General features: G+C 47.1%; 16 protein-coding genes and 1 tRNA gene. 11 read left to right on the top strand and 6 right to left on the bottom strand.

Going from position 1 to position 15,106, the window contains the following annotated elements:
- Window positions 1-65 precede the first annotated feature (65 nt).
- The 3 genes from E4N69_RS07470 to E4N69_RS07460 are packed head-to-tail and all read left to right on the top strand — an operon-like array spanning window position 66 to window position 3,219.
- On the top strand, window positions 66-1,823 hold the full coding sequence (locus E4N69_RS07470; protein WP_253823436.1) for a phospho-sugar mutase: 1,758 nt from the start codon (window positions 66-68) through the stop codon (window positions 1,821-1,823).
- Entirely contained in the window at window positions 1,823-2,473 is a 651-nt protein-coding gene (locus tag E4N69_RS07465) for a 3'-5' exonuclease (RefSeq protein ID WP_253823435.1), read from the top strand. The genes E4N69_RS07470 and E4N69_RS07465 overlap by 1 nt, the downstream gene beginning before the upstream one ends.
- Entirely contained in the window at window positions 2,470-3,219 is a 750-nt protein-coding gene (locus tag E4N69_RS07460) for a biotin--[acetyl-CoA-carboxylase] ligase (RefSeq protein WP_253823434.1), read from the top strand. The genes E4N69_RS07465 and E4N69_RS07460 overlap by 4 nt, the downstream gene beginning before the upstream one ends.
- Here E4N69_RS07460 and rsmG read toward each other — a convergent pair.
- Entirely contained in the window at window positions 3,216-3,908 is a 693-nt protein-coding gene (gene rsmG / locus E4N69_RS07455) for a 16S rRNA (guanine(527)-N(7))-methyltransferase RsmG (RefSeq protein WP_253713937.1), read from the bottom strand. The genes E4N69_RS07460 and rsmG overlap by 4 nt on opposite strands.
- A gap of 107 nt (window positions 3,909-4,015) precedes the next feature.
- Between rsmG and E4N69_RS07450 the strand changes: the two genes are divergently transcribed.
- From E4N69_RS07450 to pth, 3 genes are read left to right on the top strand one after another with little or no spacing between them, the layout of a single operon-like run.
- A complete protein-coding gene (locus E4N69_RS07450; protein WP_253823433.1) occupies window positions 4,016-4,249 on the top strand; it encodes a hypothetical protein in 234 nt (77 codons plus the stop codon).
- The gene (gene dtd / locus E4N69_RS07445; protein WP_253823432.1) at window positions 4,237-4,689 is read left to right on the top strand and encodes a D-aminoacyl-tRNA deacylase; all 453 of its coding nucleotides are present in this window, start codon (window positions 4,237-4,239) and stop codon (window positions 4,687-4,689) included. The genes E4N69_RS07450 and dtd overlap by 13 nt, the downstream gene beginning before the upstream one ends.
- A gap of 16 nt (window positions 4,690-4,705) precedes the next feature.
- Window positions 4,706-5,353, top strand: coding sequence for an aminoacyl-tRNA hydrolase (pth, locus tag E4N69_RS07440; RefSeq protein WP_253823431.1), 648 nt, complete (start codon window positions 4,706-4,708; stop codon window positions 5,351-5,353).
- A 57-nt stretch (window positions 5,354-5,410) separates the two neighbouring features.
- On the opposite strand, the gene recA is transcribed toward pth, so the two are convergent.
- The 3 genes from recA to E4N69_RS07425 form a co-directional block, all read right to left on the bottom strand.
- A complete protein-coding gene (recA, locus tag E4N69_RS07435; protein ID WP_253823430.1) occupies window positions 5,411-6,757 on the bottom strand; it encodes a recombinase RecA in 1,347 nt (448 codons plus the stop codon).
- A 370-nt stretch (window positions 6,758-7,127) separates the two neighbouring features.
- The gene (locus E4N69_RS07430) at window positions 7,128-7,793 is read right to left on the bottom strand and encodes an ABC transporter ATP-binding protein (protein ID WP_253713932.1); all 666 of its coding nucleotides are present in this window, start codon (window positions 7,791-7,793) and stop codon (window positions 7,128-7,130) included.
- A 24-nt stretch (window positions 7,794-7,817) separates the two neighbouring features.
- Window positions 7,818-8,204 carry a DUF4418 family protein gene (locus E4N69_RS07425; RefSeq protein WP_253823429.1) on the bottom strand — a complete coding sequence of 129 codons (387 nt, stop codon included), beginning with the start codon at window positions 8,202-8,204 and terminating at the stop codon, window positions 7,818-7,820.
- A 217-nt stretch (window positions 8,205-8,421) separates the two neighbouring features.
- Between E4N69_RS07425 and E4N69_RS07420 the strand changes: the two genes are divergently transcribed.
- The 3 genes from E4N69_RS07420 (at window position 8,422) to tsaD (ending at window position 11,247) form a co-directional block, all read left to right on the top strand.
- Window positions 8,422-8,495, top strand: a tRNA-Pro gene (locus E4N69_RS07420).
- Window positions 8,496-8,713: 218 nt separating this feature from the next.
- Window positions 8,714-10,180 carry a divergent polysaccharide deacetylase family protein gene (locus tag E4N69_RS07415; RefSeq protein WP_253823428.1) on the top strand — a complete coding sequence of 489 codons (1,467 nt, stop codon included), beginning with the start codon at window positions 8,714-8,716 and terminating at the stop codon, window positions 10,178-10,180.
- Between the two features lie 44 nt (window positions 10,181-10,224).
- The gene (gene tsaD, locus E4N69_RS07410) at window positions 10,225-11,247 is read left to right on the top strand and encodes a tRNA (adenosine(37)-N6)-threonylcarbamoyltransferase complex transferase subunit TsaD (protein ID WP_253823427.1); all 1,023 of its coding nucleotides are present in this window, start codon (window positions 10,225-10,227) and stop codon (window positions 11,245-11,247) included.
- Between the two features lie 97 nt (window positions 11,248-11,344).
- Here the strand turns inward: tsaD and E4N69_RS07405 are convergent, their stop codons facing one another.
- Together E4N69_RS07405 and E4N69_RS07400 are read right to left on the bottom strand one after the other, a co-directional pair.
- Window positions 11,345-11,659, bottom strand: coding sequence for a BrnA antitoxin family protein (locus E4N69_RS07405; RefSeq protein ID WP_253823426.1), 315 nt, complete (start codon window positions 11,657-11,659; stop codon window positions 11,345-11,347).
- Complete coding sequence (locus E4N69_RS07400; protein ID WP_253823425.1) at window positions 11,631-11,972, bottom strand: BrnT family toxin; 342 nt, start codon at window positions 11,970-11,972, stop codon at window positions 11,631-11,633. The genes E4N69_RS07405 and E4N69_RS07400 overlap by 29 nt, the downstream gene beginning before the upstream one ends.
- Before the next feature lie 624 nt (window positions 11,973-12,596).
- Between E4N69_RS07400 and E4N69_RS07395 the strand changes: the two genes are divergently transcribed.
- Together E4N69_RS07395 and E4N69_RS07390 are read left to right on the top strand one after the other, a co-directional pair.
- Window positions 12,597-13,784, top strand: a complete 1,188-nt coding sequence (locus E4N69_RS07395) for a dicarboxylate/amino acid:cation symporter (RefSeq protein ID WP_162663703.1) — start codon at window positions 12,597-12,599, stop codon at window positions 13,782-13,784.
- Between the two features lie 3 nt (window positions 13,785-13,787).
- On the top strand, window positions 13,788-15,083 hold the full coding sequence (locus E4N69_RS07390) for an L-cysteine desulfidase family protein (protein WP_253823424.1): 1,296 nt from the start codon (window positions 13,788-13,790) through the stop codon (window positions 15,081-15,083).
- Window positions 15,084-15,106: the final 23 nt, after the last annotated feature.

Genomic DNA, 15,106 nt, shown 5'->3' with positions numbered 1-15,106 from the left:
CGAAACGTTGAGCACTGTACCCCGACGCTTGCGTCGGGGTTGTTGATTAAGAGGGAGACTCGATTATGGATAGTAAAACAATTCTAACCTCTGCAAAACAGTACATAGCAGAGGAAACCGATCCTACATTTGTAAAGGAAGTGGAAGCGCTCATCACAAAGAATGATGAAAAAGAGCTGTTTGACCGCTTCTACCGTCAATTGGAATTCGGTACCGGCGGTTTGCGCGGGATTATCGGTGGCGGAACAAACAGGATGAATCCTACGGTTATTAAGAAGGCAACTCAAGGGCTTGCCGATTATATTATCGAAACCTTTCCCGAAAAGGCAAAAAAAGGCCAACTAAAAGCAGTTATCGCGCATGATTCGCGCCGCTATTCGGATGTGTTTGCAGAGGCAACCGCGCTCATCTTTGCGGCAAACGGTTTTACGGTATACCTGTTTTCGGCATTACGTCCGACACCGGAGCTTTCCTATGCAATCCGCCACCTCGGCTGCGATACCGGTGTAGTCGTTACCGCTTCGCACAATCCGCCGCAGTATAATGGATACAAAGCATATTGGAATGACGGTGCACAAGTTATCCCACCCCACGATAAGGGCATTATCGACAAGGTCAATGCTGTTAAAAAAGTTAACATGATGAACCGCGACGAAGCGATTAAGAGTGGTAAACTCATCATCATCGATAAAGAGATAGATGAAAAATATTGGGCGAGCGTTAAGGCCAAGCTGCATCGCGGTGATCTTATTAAAGAGATGTCAAAGTCCGTAAAAATTGTTTACACCCCGCTGCACGGTACCGGTGCGATGCATGTCGAAAAAGTACTCGGCGATATGGGCTTTAACATCATCACCGTACCCGAACAACGTCAGCCGGACGGAAATTTCCCGACAGTCAGCTACCCCAATCCCGAAGACCCTGCTGCGCTTAAAATGGCGATTGCACTTGCGGAAAAAGAAGGCGCCGATATCCTGATGGCAACCGACCCCGATGCCGACCGTTTTGCTTCGGCGGTAAAAGACGGCAACGGAAAAATGCATCTTATTACCGGCAACCAGATGGGCGCCCTTTTTGCCGACTACCTCTGCCTGACTGCAAAAGAATTCGGTGTTATGCCGGCAAAACCTGCCATTGTTCGTTCTATTGTAACATCGCATCTGTGTGACCGTATTGCGAAAAGCTACGGGGTTGCTTCCTTTGAATGCTTAACGGGATTTAAGTGGATCTGCAACAAAGCTGATGAAATTTCCAAACAAGGGTATCACTACATTTACGGCTTTGAGGAAAGCTACGGCTATAATTTCGGGATGGAAATCCGCGATAAAGACGGAATTGCTGCCTCTGCTCTCTGTGCCGAGATGTCGCTCTATTGGCGGAAACAAGGGAAGAGCTTGTTAGATCGCTTAAACGAACTCTTTACACAGCATAACCTCTTCTGCGAGAAAACCATCAACAAGGTGTTCCCCGGTGCGGAAGGCGTTGAAATTATGAAAAATATGATGATAAAGCTCCGTACTTCCGCATTAAAGGATATTGCCGGCGTAAAGGTTCTAACCATCCGCGATATTGATCAATCATGTTCATACAACCCGTTGACACCTGATAAAAAAGAAGCGGTACATCTTCCGGTAAGTAATGTGTTGCAGTATTATCTTGAAGACGGAACGATTATCAGTATCCGCCCGAGCGGTACCGAGCCCAAGATCAAGTTTTATATCATCCATCCGCAGCCGGTACAGGGTAAGGATGTTGCCGCCGCTCAGACCAAAGCAGAACAGCAGGTTAAAATTTTTGCTCAAGCGTTGGACACTATCGTCTAATGACCAGTTATGATTGGTTGGCTGCCGTATATGACACGGTAGCCTTTATCGCTTTTGATACCGAAACGACCGGACTTGATCCCGTATCGGGGCGAATTGTAGAAATCGGTGCGGTAAAGTTCGACCAACGCGGTGTTATTGCTCGGTACAATGTGCTTATCAATCCTGAAATGCCGATGCCGGAGGATGCGGGCAAGGTCAACGGAATCACCGATGAGATGTTGAAGGATAAGCCGCTGATAGCTGATGTCTTTCCTGACTTTTTCGATTTTATCGGTACCGGTGTTTTAGTTGCGCATAATGCTCCATTTGACATAAACTATGTTAATGCGGAGTTAAAGCGCGCCGGAAAATTTCCTTTAACCAATAAAGCCGTCGATACGCGAATATTTGCAAAGGAAGTATTTCCCGGTTTATCCAGCTATGCATTACAGGATCTTGCCGTACAGTTCGGTATTACAGCGCTGGAGGCTCACCGTGCCGAAGACGATGCCCGCGTCTGCATGGAATTGTTTGAGCAAATATTAAGTAGATTTTTAAAAAACAATCCCGAGCTGGTAGAAAAAATCCGTACGGAAACGGATGTTGCCAGTCTGTTAGCCCCCGAAACGGAGCAAAAAGAGAAAGATTATTCACGGAGTTTATTTTGATACCTCAACAAAAACGAGAAACAACCTCAATCACGAACCCTTTTAATGCGCCTGTGTATTATTACGCACGTACCGATTCTACATTACAGACTGCTCGCGAATGCCTTGCGGAGGGGTGTCCGGATGGGACATTCATCTATGCCGGTTATCAAACGGAAGGGCGCGGGCGTATGGCCGATCGGCAGTGGCTTTCCCCTGCAGGGGAAAACCTGCTCGGTACGCTTATTTTGAGGCAACCCGCATCCACCGATTTTACGCTGCGGATAGGCTTAGCCGCTAGTTTAACACTCGATTCGTTTTTGCCTTCCGGCGTACGGACTGCCGTTAAGTGGCCGAATGATATCTTTATCAACGGTAAAAAAGCTGCCGGTATCCTGTGCGAAAGCGCGGGCGGCTGTGTCCTTGCCGGTGTCGGTATCAACCTGCTTCAAACGGCTTTTTTGCGGAGCATAGAACACACGGCAACTTCGCTTGCAATGATTATCGGCGCCGATAAATGCCCTACGTTTGAAGTGTTTATTCCTGCGCTGCTGACTCACATACAGGAATGTCTTAGCTGCCGCGATTGGAATGAAGAAATCAGCCGCCGGCTTTGGAAGCGAGGTTCTGTAGTACGCTTTATGCGCGGGCAACAGGAAGATGACATCGTCGAAGGTATCCTTACCGGCATCGCTCCGGATGGGGCACTGTGCATTACGGAAGAGGATAAAGAACGCCGGTACTATTCGGGAGAATTGATCTGTTAATTATCCTCGCGGCACTTAGGGATAATAACGAGATTCCGTTCCGCGTCATAAAAAGGTGTTTGTACCGGTATTACCTCATAGTCCGGTTTATAAGCGTCCAAAGCTTGCATCTCTTCTTCAATTGCGGTGCGTTTCCCCTTATAGGCCGCTAAGATACCGGTACTGTGAATTCGTTTTTGCAGGGTAGCAAGCATTGCGCGGTCAAGCGGCCGGAAGGCTCGGAATACCGCAATGTCAAAATAATCGGCAGGAGCTTTTTCTGCCTCGGATTCCAGCACGGTGGTATTGGTCAGCCCTAGCATGGCTTGTACATTTTCCAAAACAGCGCATCGTTTGTGCATCCGCTCTATTAACGTAAATTTAATGCTCGGATCTTTAAGTGAAAACAGACATGCAAGCGGAATACCCGGCAGCCCCGCCCCCGAACCGATATCTGCAATAGTACAGGTGCCCTCGGTTTGCTGTGAATCGAGCCTGTGTGCTAACGCTTCCCAGGGCGCAAGACTGTCGAGGATATGTTTGATAATCAGCTCTTGAGTGTTTTGTACCTTTATCAAATTAAATGCGGCATTAAATGTTTCAAGTTCGCGAATATATCGCGTTAACATATTTGCCAATGTACCTTGCCGGTCTTCAATATGTAATGCGGTTAATCCCGCTTGTAAAAGTTCCGTGTTTTGTGTATCCATTGTAGAGCGCACTCCCGATGCCCGTCCAATATAACTGAAGCTGTCTCGAAATGCAACAATTGAGATACATCATAGACGGCAGGATATAATCAATAAGAGAGGAAAAAATGGCTCGAAGTATTCATTATACGACTAAAGGTGTGTTTCGTAATAAATCAAGAAGGGAAATAAATGAAATGTGCGATATGGAAAATCCTGATTACCAAGTAATTGAATTATGCAAAAAAGCGCGGTATAAAGAAACGGTACGCAACAACAGAAAAATTGAAAAACTAAAAAACTTACATCAAGAATATGGTATGGATATACGGAATGAGGAGCGTGTGTCATGCGAGCAGTAATACAGCGGGTACGGTCGGGAAGTGTGGCGATTGAAGGTTCTGAAACGCAGACCGTCGGCAAGGGCTTTGTGATTTTGCTCGGTATCTGTCCTGAAGATACTGAGGACGATATAGATTGGTTGGTTAAGAAAATCGTACAGATGCGGATTTTTGAAGACGATGAGGGGAAAATGAATCGCGCCCTTGCGGATGTGCAGGGAGACATTTTGTTGGTCAGTCAGTTTACCCTGTTTGCCAGCACCAAGAAAGGAAACCGCCCGTCCTTCAATGCGGCGGCGGAGCCTTCGATTGCAATCCCGCTCTATGAATGCTGCATCCGCAAACTGAGCGAAGCGCTTGGTAAGCCGATAAAAACCGGACAATTCGGGGCGGATATGCAGGTGGAAATTCACAACGACGGACCAGTTACGATCATAATCGACACGAAGGTAAAAGAATAATTACAGGTCAAAAAAGATGATTTCGTTAATAGCATTTTTAGGAAATGTCGGGCGGGAGTATGAACGAACCCGGCATAACGCAGCATGGATTGCTGCGGATCGTTTATCTATTTGCGGGGGAATTTCGTGGCAGCATAAGTTCCGCGGACTGTACGGGCGGTTTCCGGCGACAGTGAGCGGGGGACAGGCTGTCCATGCTTTAAAGCCTGAAACCTATATGAACCTATCGGGGGAAGCGGTGGGAGAAGCTGCCCAGTTCTTTAAAATTCCTCCGGCGGAAATACTTGTCGTGCATGACGAACTCGAACTGCCGCCTGCCGCCTTGAGTCTCAAGTGGTCGGGAGGGCTCGGCGGACACAATGGGCTTCGCTCAATAAAGGCTGCGCTGGGTACGCCGGACTTTTGGCGGCTCAGGATCGGTATCGGGCGTCCCGGCGGGAAAAAAAGCAGCAGCGCCGATCATCCCGATATCGCAGGCTATGTGCTGTCTCCTTTTTCTCAAGAAGAATTTACCCTGCTGGATGCGGCGCTGCCTCAGCTGGAACCGCTTTTTACCGCACTCATCACCGAGCGGAAGGAGCCGCAAACGCTGCTTTCCGCATGGACGAAGGTACTGCCGAAAGCGGTAGACCCGGGGATGTCGAAAAAGTTGGGTACTTTTTAAACATCGCATCTAAATCTAAGGAAACTGTCCAAAAACTTCAGTTTTTGGACAGGCTGTTTAAAAGAGCTCGTTGTCGCCGTCAAAAGCGCTGCCCGGCTTTGATTTATGCACAGCGGATACTGCTGCAGAATCGGCATTCAAGCTTTCAGTTTTGCCGCTAGCGAGAGCTGCTTTTTCGAGCATGGATTTTTTCCCTGCCGGAGTGGCCTGAGCATCAGCTTCTTTATCAGTCCTTGCCGCTTCCGGTTTTACGGAACCCGCCGCCTTTGCCGCAGCCGCTTCGCCGGTGCCGGAACCGGACGGCGTTTTGCCCGCAGCACCGGAATCAGCTTGATCGGTTTTTACAAAACTCGACACATATTTTTGGTTGGGGAACAGCTGTGCGCGCAAGGTCTTTTCAAGATCGATTGCGATATCGGGATTGTCTTCCAAGAATTTTACGGCGTTGTCATGCCCTTGTCCAATCTTATCTTCTTTATACGAGTACCATGCACCTTTTTTGTCTATCAATTCGTATTTTACCGCGCAGTCCAGCAAGCTGCCGTAGGGAGAAATTCCCTTGCCGAACAGGATTTCCAGCTCAACCTTTCGGAACGGCGGCGCGACCTTATTCTTGACAACTTTGATGCGCACCTTGTTTCCCCATGCTTCATCCTCATCCTTGCCGAGCACTTCGCCTTTGCGGACTTCGATACGTACCGATGAGTAGAATTTGAGCGCATTACCGCCGGTGGTGGTTTCCGGATTGCCGTACGCAATACCGATTTTCATACGGATTTGGTTGATAAAGATGAGAATACATTTTGACCGTGAGATAATTGCCGTCAGCTTCCGCAACGCCTGACTCATTAAACGAGCCTGTAATCCCATGTGTGAATCGCCCATTTCACCGTCGATTTCCGCTTGCGGCGTAAGAGCTGCTACCGAGTCTACAACGATAACATCCACTGCACCCGATCGGACGAGGTTTTCGGTGATTTCCAAAGCCTGTTCTCCCGCATCGGGCTGAGCGACCCACAACTCATCGATATTGACACCGAGTTTTTGCGCATACTGGGGGTCAAGTGCATGTTCGGCATCCACAAACGCTGCAATACCGCCCCGTTTTTGCGCTTCGGCAACAACATGGAGCGCAAGTGTGGTTTTTCCCGACGACTCCGGACCGAATATTTCGATAATTCTACCGCGCGGATAACCGCCGATACCGAGCGCTTCGTCAAGCAGGATACTCCCTGACGGGATTACTTCGATACCGCTCGTCTCGGTCTTTGAACCGAGCTTCATGATCGACCCTTGTCCGAATTGTTTTTCAATTTGCAGACGCGCAGCCTCCAACGCTTTGAGCTTTTCATCAGCATCGGTAATATTGGTTACCTGATTTATTTCCGATTTTGTTTTTGCCATCTTTGTGCCTCCATAATTATGTGCGCTCGGCTGGTACCGTTAGAACATTACCAATGACGTTCTGCAAAAGTTTTTTTGCTTCCGGCACGTCTTGCCCCGTCGCATTACTTCTTATCTTTGTTATATGTCTTTGTTGCGATTTTGGCTTAAAAAAACTGCTGAAAATCACTTTTTTTAGAAATTTTTACAAAGAATCGAATTTTTTCCTGACCGATGTGTTTTTAATCGGAAGGGCAGCTGACAATACTGCTGTAATCATTTATAAAAACACTTGTTATCAATTTTGCTGATAAGGCGTCTATGTATACAGACTATCATTTAGTCTTAATTTATAGCATAAGACACATAAGAAAGCAATATTATGGAAGACCTAGACTTTTGAAAGGGTTCCGGCATCCATGCGGTAGGTTGTACAGTGCGGATCCAAGATAGTGGAATCATGCGTTACAATCAGCACGGCAGTTCCGAGCTTGTTTACATCTTTTACCGCCTGCATGACACCAGCTGCCGTTTCCGCATCGAGGTTTGCCGTCGGTTCGTCGGCGATGAGCAACTTGGGCGCATTCATCAATGCACGCGCGATAAGCATCCGCTTTGATTCTCCGCCCGAAAGATTTTTCGGCATTTCATCTTTTAGATGTGCTATTCCCATCACTTCCAACAAACTGAGCGCCCTCCCTTCGGTATCGCCGTCCCTGCTAAATAAAAAAAACGGGACGCGCACATTATCCAGTACCGACAGATTCGGCAAGGCGCCGAGTGATTGCGGAACAAATCCTATAGACTCATTACGGTAATAGCTTTTTTCGGTATCACTCATCAGCGTAATATCTTTATCTTCAAAAAGAACCGTACCTGAAGTCGGCTCTAAAATTCCCGAAAGCAGATTAAGCAGTGTCGTTTTCCCCGAACCGGAGCGGCCGACAATAAAGACAAAATCGGAAGAATCGATAGTGAAATCGGCCTCCTTAACGGCAAAAAAATCGGAACCGCTTCTGGTAAACGTTCTGGAAAGTTGTTTTGTTTGCAATAACATACCGTAATAATCCAATGGTAAAATTTATCGTCTTCTGTTAACGAACAGATACCCGATATCAATGGCTATCAGTATGATTGCCAACAGTAAAATGACGGGTTTGGTATAAACGTTACAAGGCATGGTCGCAGTCTTACATGTACCGATAACAACCGTTTGCAATAATATCAGACAAACACCGAGCCCGATATTGGAAAATGCGATACCGATGCGGGAACTCTTGAACAGTAAGAATACGATGCCCAATGCAGCAATTAAACCGCCGAGCATTCGAACCGCTTCGCCCATCCAATGGCACTTCATAAAACCGCCGTCAGCTTTCGGAAAACAGACATGGGCATATCCGAAGGGAGCAAACAGAACGAGTAAACCGATAATAATAATTAACATTCCTACAATATATTTTTTCATAGTATAACCTCACAAGCATATTAGCAAACCTGTTCGACAACGAAGTTATCGAATATGTCTAGTATATACAGAATACGGTAAAAGTCAATCGATGGTTACATTATTCTTTGAACATTCTATCGATTGCTTTGGGACAGAATGTGACGTATGATGCAACACTGCGTATTGACATAACGGAATTTTATCGATAATATCTCTTTCTGTCATTGAAACAAAACGGGCAATAGCGCAGTTGGTTAGCGTACAAGTCTGGGGGACTTGGGGTCGCCGGTTCAAATCCGGCTTGCCCGATTATTTTCTCTATTTTATTTCTATCCCTATCATACTTTTATTATATCTTTTCATTAAAACGGCTCTATCTTAAAGTATAGAGATTTATTAGCATATACGGTAAATGATTTCCTTACAGAACAAGCTGATAGGCTTGCGGTTTTTAGAGGTTTTCCGATAGGGGCTACCATTATAAATGCCGCTTGACATTAAGCCGCGCTGTTTTTATGCTTTCGCCTATGTCCGAAAAAGAAGATAAAGTAAAAACAAGCAAAAAAACGACACCTAAAAAAACAGCGGCGAAGGGGCAGTCAAAAACCAAGAGCCGCAGCAGTACAACAACAAAGAAAAAGCCGCGCAGTTCAACCGCCCGAAAGAAGCGTTCGAGAGGGAATATTATTGCCGCATTGGTGATATTGTGCGTTCTGCTTTTGGGTTTTAATCTTGTTTTAGTGTTAAAATTAGTGCCTAATCTTAAAAATTCATTAAAATCCGAACCGGTTCAAGCGCAAACTCCGGTTGAAAAGGAAATACCGTCAACTGAACAAAAACGGAATGAACCGCTTACGGCAGCACAAGAACCTTCACCGCCGGTTACCGTGTCGCAGGTTGCTGCACAAACACAGCCGCATACCGATTCCGCGGTGCAGCAAAAACGGCAAAACACACCGGCAGCGCAGCAAAAAATAGCGTCATCACAGGAGAAAGCGCCGGCTGCAAAAACAACAACACCGGCTGCACAACCGACACCGCATTCGCCTGCCGCTGTGCCTGCATCCCGCACCGCTTCTGCTGCACAGAAAGGTACTGCACAGAAAGAAAAGCCGGCAGTCCATCCGGCTCCGCAAAAGAATACCGTACCGGAAAAATCCGTTGCATCTGATAAAAAAAATACCGCATCGAAGAAAAACAGTGTACCGGAAAAACCTGCCGTACCCGATAAGAAAAAAACCGTGCAAAAAGTGCAGCCGGTGCAGCCTGCTGCAAAACCGGAAAAGCCGCGCAAGCCTGCCCCTTATGCAGGGAACCTCACCTTCGTGTTTGACGATGCAGGGCACAATCTCGACCAGCTCGAGTACTTTTTACGGCTGCCATTCCCCTGTACTATTGCAGTTTTACCCGGATTGCGGTACTCTAGCGAGTCGGCGCGGCGGATACGTAAAGCCGGAAAACAGGTTATTTTGCACCAGCCGATGCAATCGGTCGATCTGCATATTAATCCGGGACCGGGGGCGGTGACGCCGGGACTTTCTGCGGAGCAAATCAAAAACATCGTCAGAAAAAATCTCGAAGAAATTTGGCCGGTAGCCGGGATGAATAATCACGAAGGCTCACTGATGACGGCGGACGAGGCAGCGATGAGCGCGGTTTTGGATGTCGTAGCGGAAAAACATATATTCTTTTTGGATTCGCGGACAACCGCTCGGTCAGTCGTTGCGAAGGTTGCAAAGGAGAAAAATATGGCTGTCTGGGAACGGGCAATTTTTATTGATAACGATAAAAGCCGCGCTGCAATGGAAACGCAAATTAAAAAAGGGTTGAGCATTGCGAGACAGAAAGGCTCTGCCATCATGATCGGCCATGTCTTTACGGTTGAGCTTGCAGAGCTTTTAACCGAGATGTATCCTGCACTTATCGAAGACGGATTTTCACTTTCGGCAATTGCTCAAGTTGCACAAAAAGGGACAGTTAACTTCGGCAACTAAAAGAGAATGTCCAAAGTCAATCATGGAACAATAGGAACAACAGAATGAAGATACTTGGAATAGAAAGCTCCTGCGATGAAACGGCAGCCGCCGTCGTGGAGGACGGACATAAAATCATCAGCTCTGTGGTGGCGACTCAAATACCATTTCACGAAGCATATAAGGGCGTGGTGCCTGAGATTGCGAGCCGTAAGCACACCGAATGGATATTGCCGGTTGTCAAAACCGCTTTGCAGGAAGCGGGTGAAACGTTGCAATCGATAGACGGTATCGCCGTTACCAATCGGCCGGGATTGATGGGGTCGCTACTGGTGGGGCTTACTTTTGCGAAAACCCTCGCATGGGCATGCAATAAACCGTTTATTGCCGTAAACCACATGCTCGGGCATCTGTACGCAGCGCATCTTGAGCAGGACATTCCCTATCCCTACCTCGGTCTTTTGGTATCGGGCGGACATTCGCTTATCTGTAAAGTATACGATTTTGATTCAATCGAAGTGCTCGGTAGTACTATCGACGATGCGCCGGGCGAAGCATTCGATAAGGTTGCGAAGTTCTACGATTTCGGCTATCCGGGCGGCGTAATTATCGACCGGCTGGCTAAAAACGGCGATCCCAAGGCTGCGAACTTCCCGATGCCGGTACTGCACGAATCCGGCCGCCGGTATGACGTGTCCTATTCAGGCTTAAAAACCGCAGTCATCAATCAAATCGATCAATTCTGGAATCCCGGATATGAAAAAACGCCCGAAAATATCGCGGCGGCCTTTCAATCCAGAGCCGTTAAAATATTACTGCGTTCCCTGCTGAGAGCGGTAGAAGACACGGGACTGCACACGATTGTCGCAGGCGGCGGCGTTGCTGCAAATTCGCTGCTCCGTGAAAAACTCGCCGAACAAAAAGGTTTAACGTGCATCTTTCCGCCGCTCAAGCTCTGCACGGATAATGCCGCTATGATTGCCGGAGTAGGCTACCGCTATTTGGCGCGCGGTGACAGGAGCCCTCTCGATTGCCCTGCAAGCGCCCGTGTCGAAGGATTTAAACGCCGGAAATCCGTCGCACCATAGCTTGTATTTCCGCTTGCCAGTCTTGCACAAAATCTTCCGGTTCAAGCGGCTGTGCGTTTGAGCCGTGAGACAATACCCATTTCAATATCCATGTCTATTATAGCGTTGAAATTGGGCAATTATTCATTCTTGCCCAGCGTATGACATTATTTAGCCTTGCTTGGTACCCTTTTCCATCTTTCCTTAACCATTCAAGATTATCATTATCAATCTTTGTATGAATTGCTGTTTTGGAAACTTTCAAAGACTGAAAATAATAAGGAAAAATAGGCGTATCAAGATTCGCCGGAATATCTGAATAGTCTATCTCGCTTTCGCTCTTTGACTCCAGAACTTCCAGTTCTTTTTTTTGCTCATCGGTCAGCGGGGGAAAATCAATAGTTTTATATATATGCTGTTGCGTTTTCTTCATACTCCTTTACCTCCTGTTGATTTGCTTTTCGTGCGGAAAAAATACGCTTGAGTTCGCCCCTCTCTGTCATTGATACGGTAAGAGTACTGTAGCCGCCTTGTATATCCCGGCCTATACACTTCCATCGTTCTTCTTCCAAAGAGGAATTAAGGTTATCAAACTGTTTTGTCATGCAAGGGTCATTAAAAATTCTCACCGCTGTTTCAAATGAAAGCCCATGCTTTTGTTTGTTTAGCTCATTCTTTGCCGTATCCCATACAAAAGCATTAAGATAGACAAAATCCTTGTTCCGTCCCATATATTCAATATACATTATGCATGTACACAAATCAAGTATAAAAAAGATTTACCTAACCATACATTAAAGAGCGTTTTATTTTTCCAAAAGTTGACCCTGTAGTATCTCAGTTTCTGTATAGTATATATAGAAACTGAATTTCTTTGCCGCTTTTTGCTGTTCTGTTTGCGTCATGTTACTGTTAAAGTCATCGAATAGAATGCCTAATGCCGGAGAAAAGACGGGATTTAGCGGGAAAAATATGAAAGAGTGATTACATAGGGTGTAATTAAATGATCGGTATTTTCTTGAGGTTCTTTCCTATCCACGGCAGCCAGTGAAGATTGTTAATCTGTGAGAGTTGTTCGTCAATTTTTTTATTCTTTAAAATTGAACAAAGTATCAGAGCCTCTGGTTCTGTTCTGTAAAGGAATAATTTATAATATCCGCTAAAGCGGATTGCGAATCAACTTTGGAAGTTGTTTAATTCGTGCGCGGAACGCCCACACGTTAATACGCGATGTTTATGCAAAGAAACTCATTTATAATTTGACAAGTGTAAAACAGCGGGTATATAATGTCTTCTGTTGTGAGTTGCCCTGCTTCATGTTAATGAACGAGCATTCACTGCCTACAAAAATGTTTATGGGGGATTCTATTATGGAAAAACAAAGCGGTAGAAAATTGGGACTGTTACCGCAGCTTGCGTTAGGGATTCTTGCCGGTGTGTTGCTCGGGTTGTTTGTACCCGCTCCGGTAATGGGGATTATTGCGACCATTAAAAGGTTGCTCGGTTCGCTGATCTTTTTTGCCGTTCCACTCGTTATCTTCGGTTTTATTGCTCCGGCCATTTGCGATTTAAAAGCAAATGCAGGCAAAATGCTCGGCGTCTTTTTGCTGATATCGTATTTGTCCGCAGTCGGAGCATCCCTGTTTTCGACTGTAGCAGGATATATTCTTATTCCGTTCCTGCATATTCCTGCACAGGCTGCCGAATTGGTGGAAATACCCTCTACGGCGTTCTCGCTGAACATACAGCCGATTATGCCGGTTATGACCGCACTGGTATTGGCTATCTTGGCCGGTATTTCGGTTATTTGGACAAAAGCTGCGACGGTTGAAAAACTCTTAAAAGAGATTCAGGCAATGGTGCTTGAAATCGTCAACCGCGTTATCGTACCGATACTGCCGTTCTTTATTGCGACAACCTTCGCCGAACTTGCATACAGCGGTAGCTTAACCCGCCAGCTTCCCGTATTCTTGAAAGTTATCATTATTGTACTCATCGGTCATTTTATCTGGATGACGCTGTTGTACCTCATCGGCGGTGCGGTTTCAAAGCAAAATCCGCTTGAAGTGGTAAAGCACTACGGCCCTGCGTATGCCACCGCAGTCGGTACGATGTCGAGCGCGGCGACCTTGCCGGTTGCCTTACGCTGTGCTCATAAATCCAGTGCTCTTCCGTCCGATATCGTTGACTTTGCTATCCCGCTGGGAGCAACAACCCATTTGTGCGGTTCCGTTCTTACCGAAACATTCTTTGCAATGACGATATCTCAGATGTTGTACGGGGCGGTTCCTCCAATCGGGACAATGGTCTTGTTCTCATTCCTGTTCGGTGTATTCGCTGTCGGAGCGCCCGGCGTACCCGGCGGAACGGTTATGGCTTCGCTCGGTATCGTTATCAGCATACTCGGTTTTGACGAAATCGGTACCGGCTTATTGATCGCCATCTTCGCCCTACAGGACAGCTTCGGTACAGCCTGCAATGTAACCGGAGACGGAGCGCTTGCGCTTATTCTGCGCGGTGTGTTCTATAAACCGGACGGAACGTTAAAACAGGCGTAAGGTATGGAACTTACGGACTTTGACTGTAATCAATTCATTGCGATCCTTCAAGAAGAGTTGGTTCCTGCGCTCGGCTGTACCGAACCGATTGCTATAGCGTATGCGGGCGCTCATGCCCGTGCGTTGCTCGGTAAGATTCCCGACCGTGTGTGCATCAAAAGCAGCGGTAACATTATTAAAAATGTAAAGAGTGTTACCGTCCCTAATTCGGGCAATATGAAGGGAATTCCGGCGGCGGCGGCAATCGGCATTATCGGCGGTAATCCCGATAAGGGACTTGAGGTTCTTGCCGACATAACCGAAGCCGATATCGCTCGCACAAAGGAATTTTTGGAAAAAGTTCCTTGTAAAGTTTCCCTTTTGGATACGGTAGCTTCTCTGCATTTTATTGTAGAAGTTTTTGCCGGCGCCGACAGCGCATCGATTGAGATTATCCATCAGCATACGAATATCGTGCACACAACCAAAAACGGAAAAGATGTGTTATCCGTTCCGTTTGATCCGGCTAGTGCAAATGCCGCGTTGACCGACCGGTTGGGCTTATCGGTAAAAAAGATCCTTGAGTTTGCCGATACGATAAACCTTGACCGCGTCCGCCCGATACTGGAACGCCAGATCGATTATAATACCCGCATCGCGCAGGAAGGATTGGAGCACCGTTACGGAATTAACGCAGGCGCGAATCTCCTGAAGGCTGCTGAAGCGGAACGAGCCGTTACCCTAAAAATCCGTGCGCAGGCCGCCGCCGCTGCGGGTTCCGATGCCCGCATGAGCGGCTGTACCTTGCCGGTTGTTACCAATTCGGGCAGCGGCAATCAGGGCTTGACGGCATCGCTACCGGTTATCGTGTTTGCCGAAGAAAAAAAGCTCCCGCATGATAAGCTGTTGCGCGGTCTGTTGGTCAGCAACTTGATTGCGATTCACCAAAAAACGCGGATCGGCCGACTTTCCGCCTATTGCGGAGCTGTCAGTGCAGGTTGCGGAAGCGGCGCTGCCGTTACATATCTTTCAGGCGGAAGCTATGAACAGGTATGCGAGACGATTACCAATACCCTTGCGGTTGTGTCGGGAATTGTCTGCGACGGCGCCAAGCCCTCGTGTGCCTCGAAGATTGCCACATCGGTTGATGCGGCGTTGAATGCGCATTATCTTGCAATGCATGACCGGGTGTTTGAACCCGGTGAAGGTATCGTAAAAGGCGATATAGAAAAAACCATCGCCGGTGTAGGCGCCGTTGCTGCCGACGGTATGCGGGAAACCGATAAGGTTATCTTACGCATTATGGTGGACGACGATTAAAAATTAAATACAAAAATGCCGAT

Origin of the sequence: Treponema sp. OMZ 906 (assembly GCF_024181185.1) — a bacterium.
Taxonomy (GTDB): Bacteria; Spirochaetota; Spirochaetia; order Treponematales; family Treponemataceae; genus Treponema.
Note: the sequence above shows the minus strand (reverse complement) of the source record. Positions and strands in the feature narration are given on the sequence as shown.

Bases quoted from the DNA above. Each gene is read 5' to 3' on its own strand.
- E4N69_RS07470 (WP_253823436.1), top strand. From the start codon at position 66: ATGGATAGTAAAACAATTCTAACCTCTGCAAAACAGTACATAGCAGAG.
- E4N69_RS07465 (WP_253823435.1), top strand. From the start codon at position 1,823: ATGACCAGTTATGATTGGTTGGCTGCCGTATATGACACGGTAGCCTTT.
- rsmG (WP_253713937.1), bottom strand. From the start codon at position 3,908: ATGGATACACAAAACACGGAACTTTTACAAGCGGGATTAACCGCATTA.
- E4N69_RS07450 (WP_253823433.1), top strand. From the start codon at position 4,016: ATGGCTCGAAGTATTCATTATACGACTAAAGGTGTGTTTCGTAATAAA.
- dtd (WP_253823432.1), top strand. From the start codon at position 4,237: ATGCGAGCAGTAATACAGCGGGTACGGTCGGGAAGTGTGGCGATTGAA.
- pth (WP_253823431.1), top strand. From the start codon at position 4,706: ATGATTTCGTTAATAGCATTTTTAGGAAATGTCGGGCGGGAGTATGAA.
- recA (WP_253823430.1), bottom strand. From the start codon at position 6,757: ATGGCAAAAACAAAATCGGAAATAAATCAGGTAACCAATATTACCGAT.
- E4N69_RS07430 (WP_253713932.1), bottom strand. From the start codon at position 7,793: ATGTTATTGCAAACAAAACAACTTTCCAGAACGTTTACCAGAAGCGGT.
- E4N69_RS07425 (WP_253823429.1), bottom strand. From the start codon at position 8,204: ATGAAAAAATATATTGTAGGAATGTTAATTATTATTATCGGTTTACTC.
- E4N69_RS07415 (WP_253823428.1), top strand. From the start codon at position 8,714: ATGTCCGAAAAAGAAGATAAAGTAAAAACAAGCAAAAAAACGACACCT.
- tsaD (WP_253823427.1), top strand. From the start codon at position 10,225: ATGAAGATACTTGGAATAGAAAGCTCCTGCGATGAAACGGCAGCCGCC.
- E4N69_RS07405 (WP_253823426.1), bottom strand. From the start codon at position 11,659: ATGAAGAAAACGCAACAGCATATATATAAAACTATTGATTTTCCCCCG.
- E4N69_RS07400 (WP_253823425.1), bottom strand. From the start codon at position 11,972: ATGTATATTGAATATATGGGACGGAACAAGGATTTTGTCTATCTTAAT.
- E4N69_RS07395 (WP_162663703.1), top strand. From the start codon at position 12,597: ATGGAAAAACAAAGCGGTAGAAAATTGGGACTGTTACCGCAGCTTGCG.
- E4N69_RS07390 (WP_253823424.1), top strand. From the start codon at position 13,788: ATGGAACTTACGGACTTTGACTGTAATCAATTCATTGCGATCCTTCAA.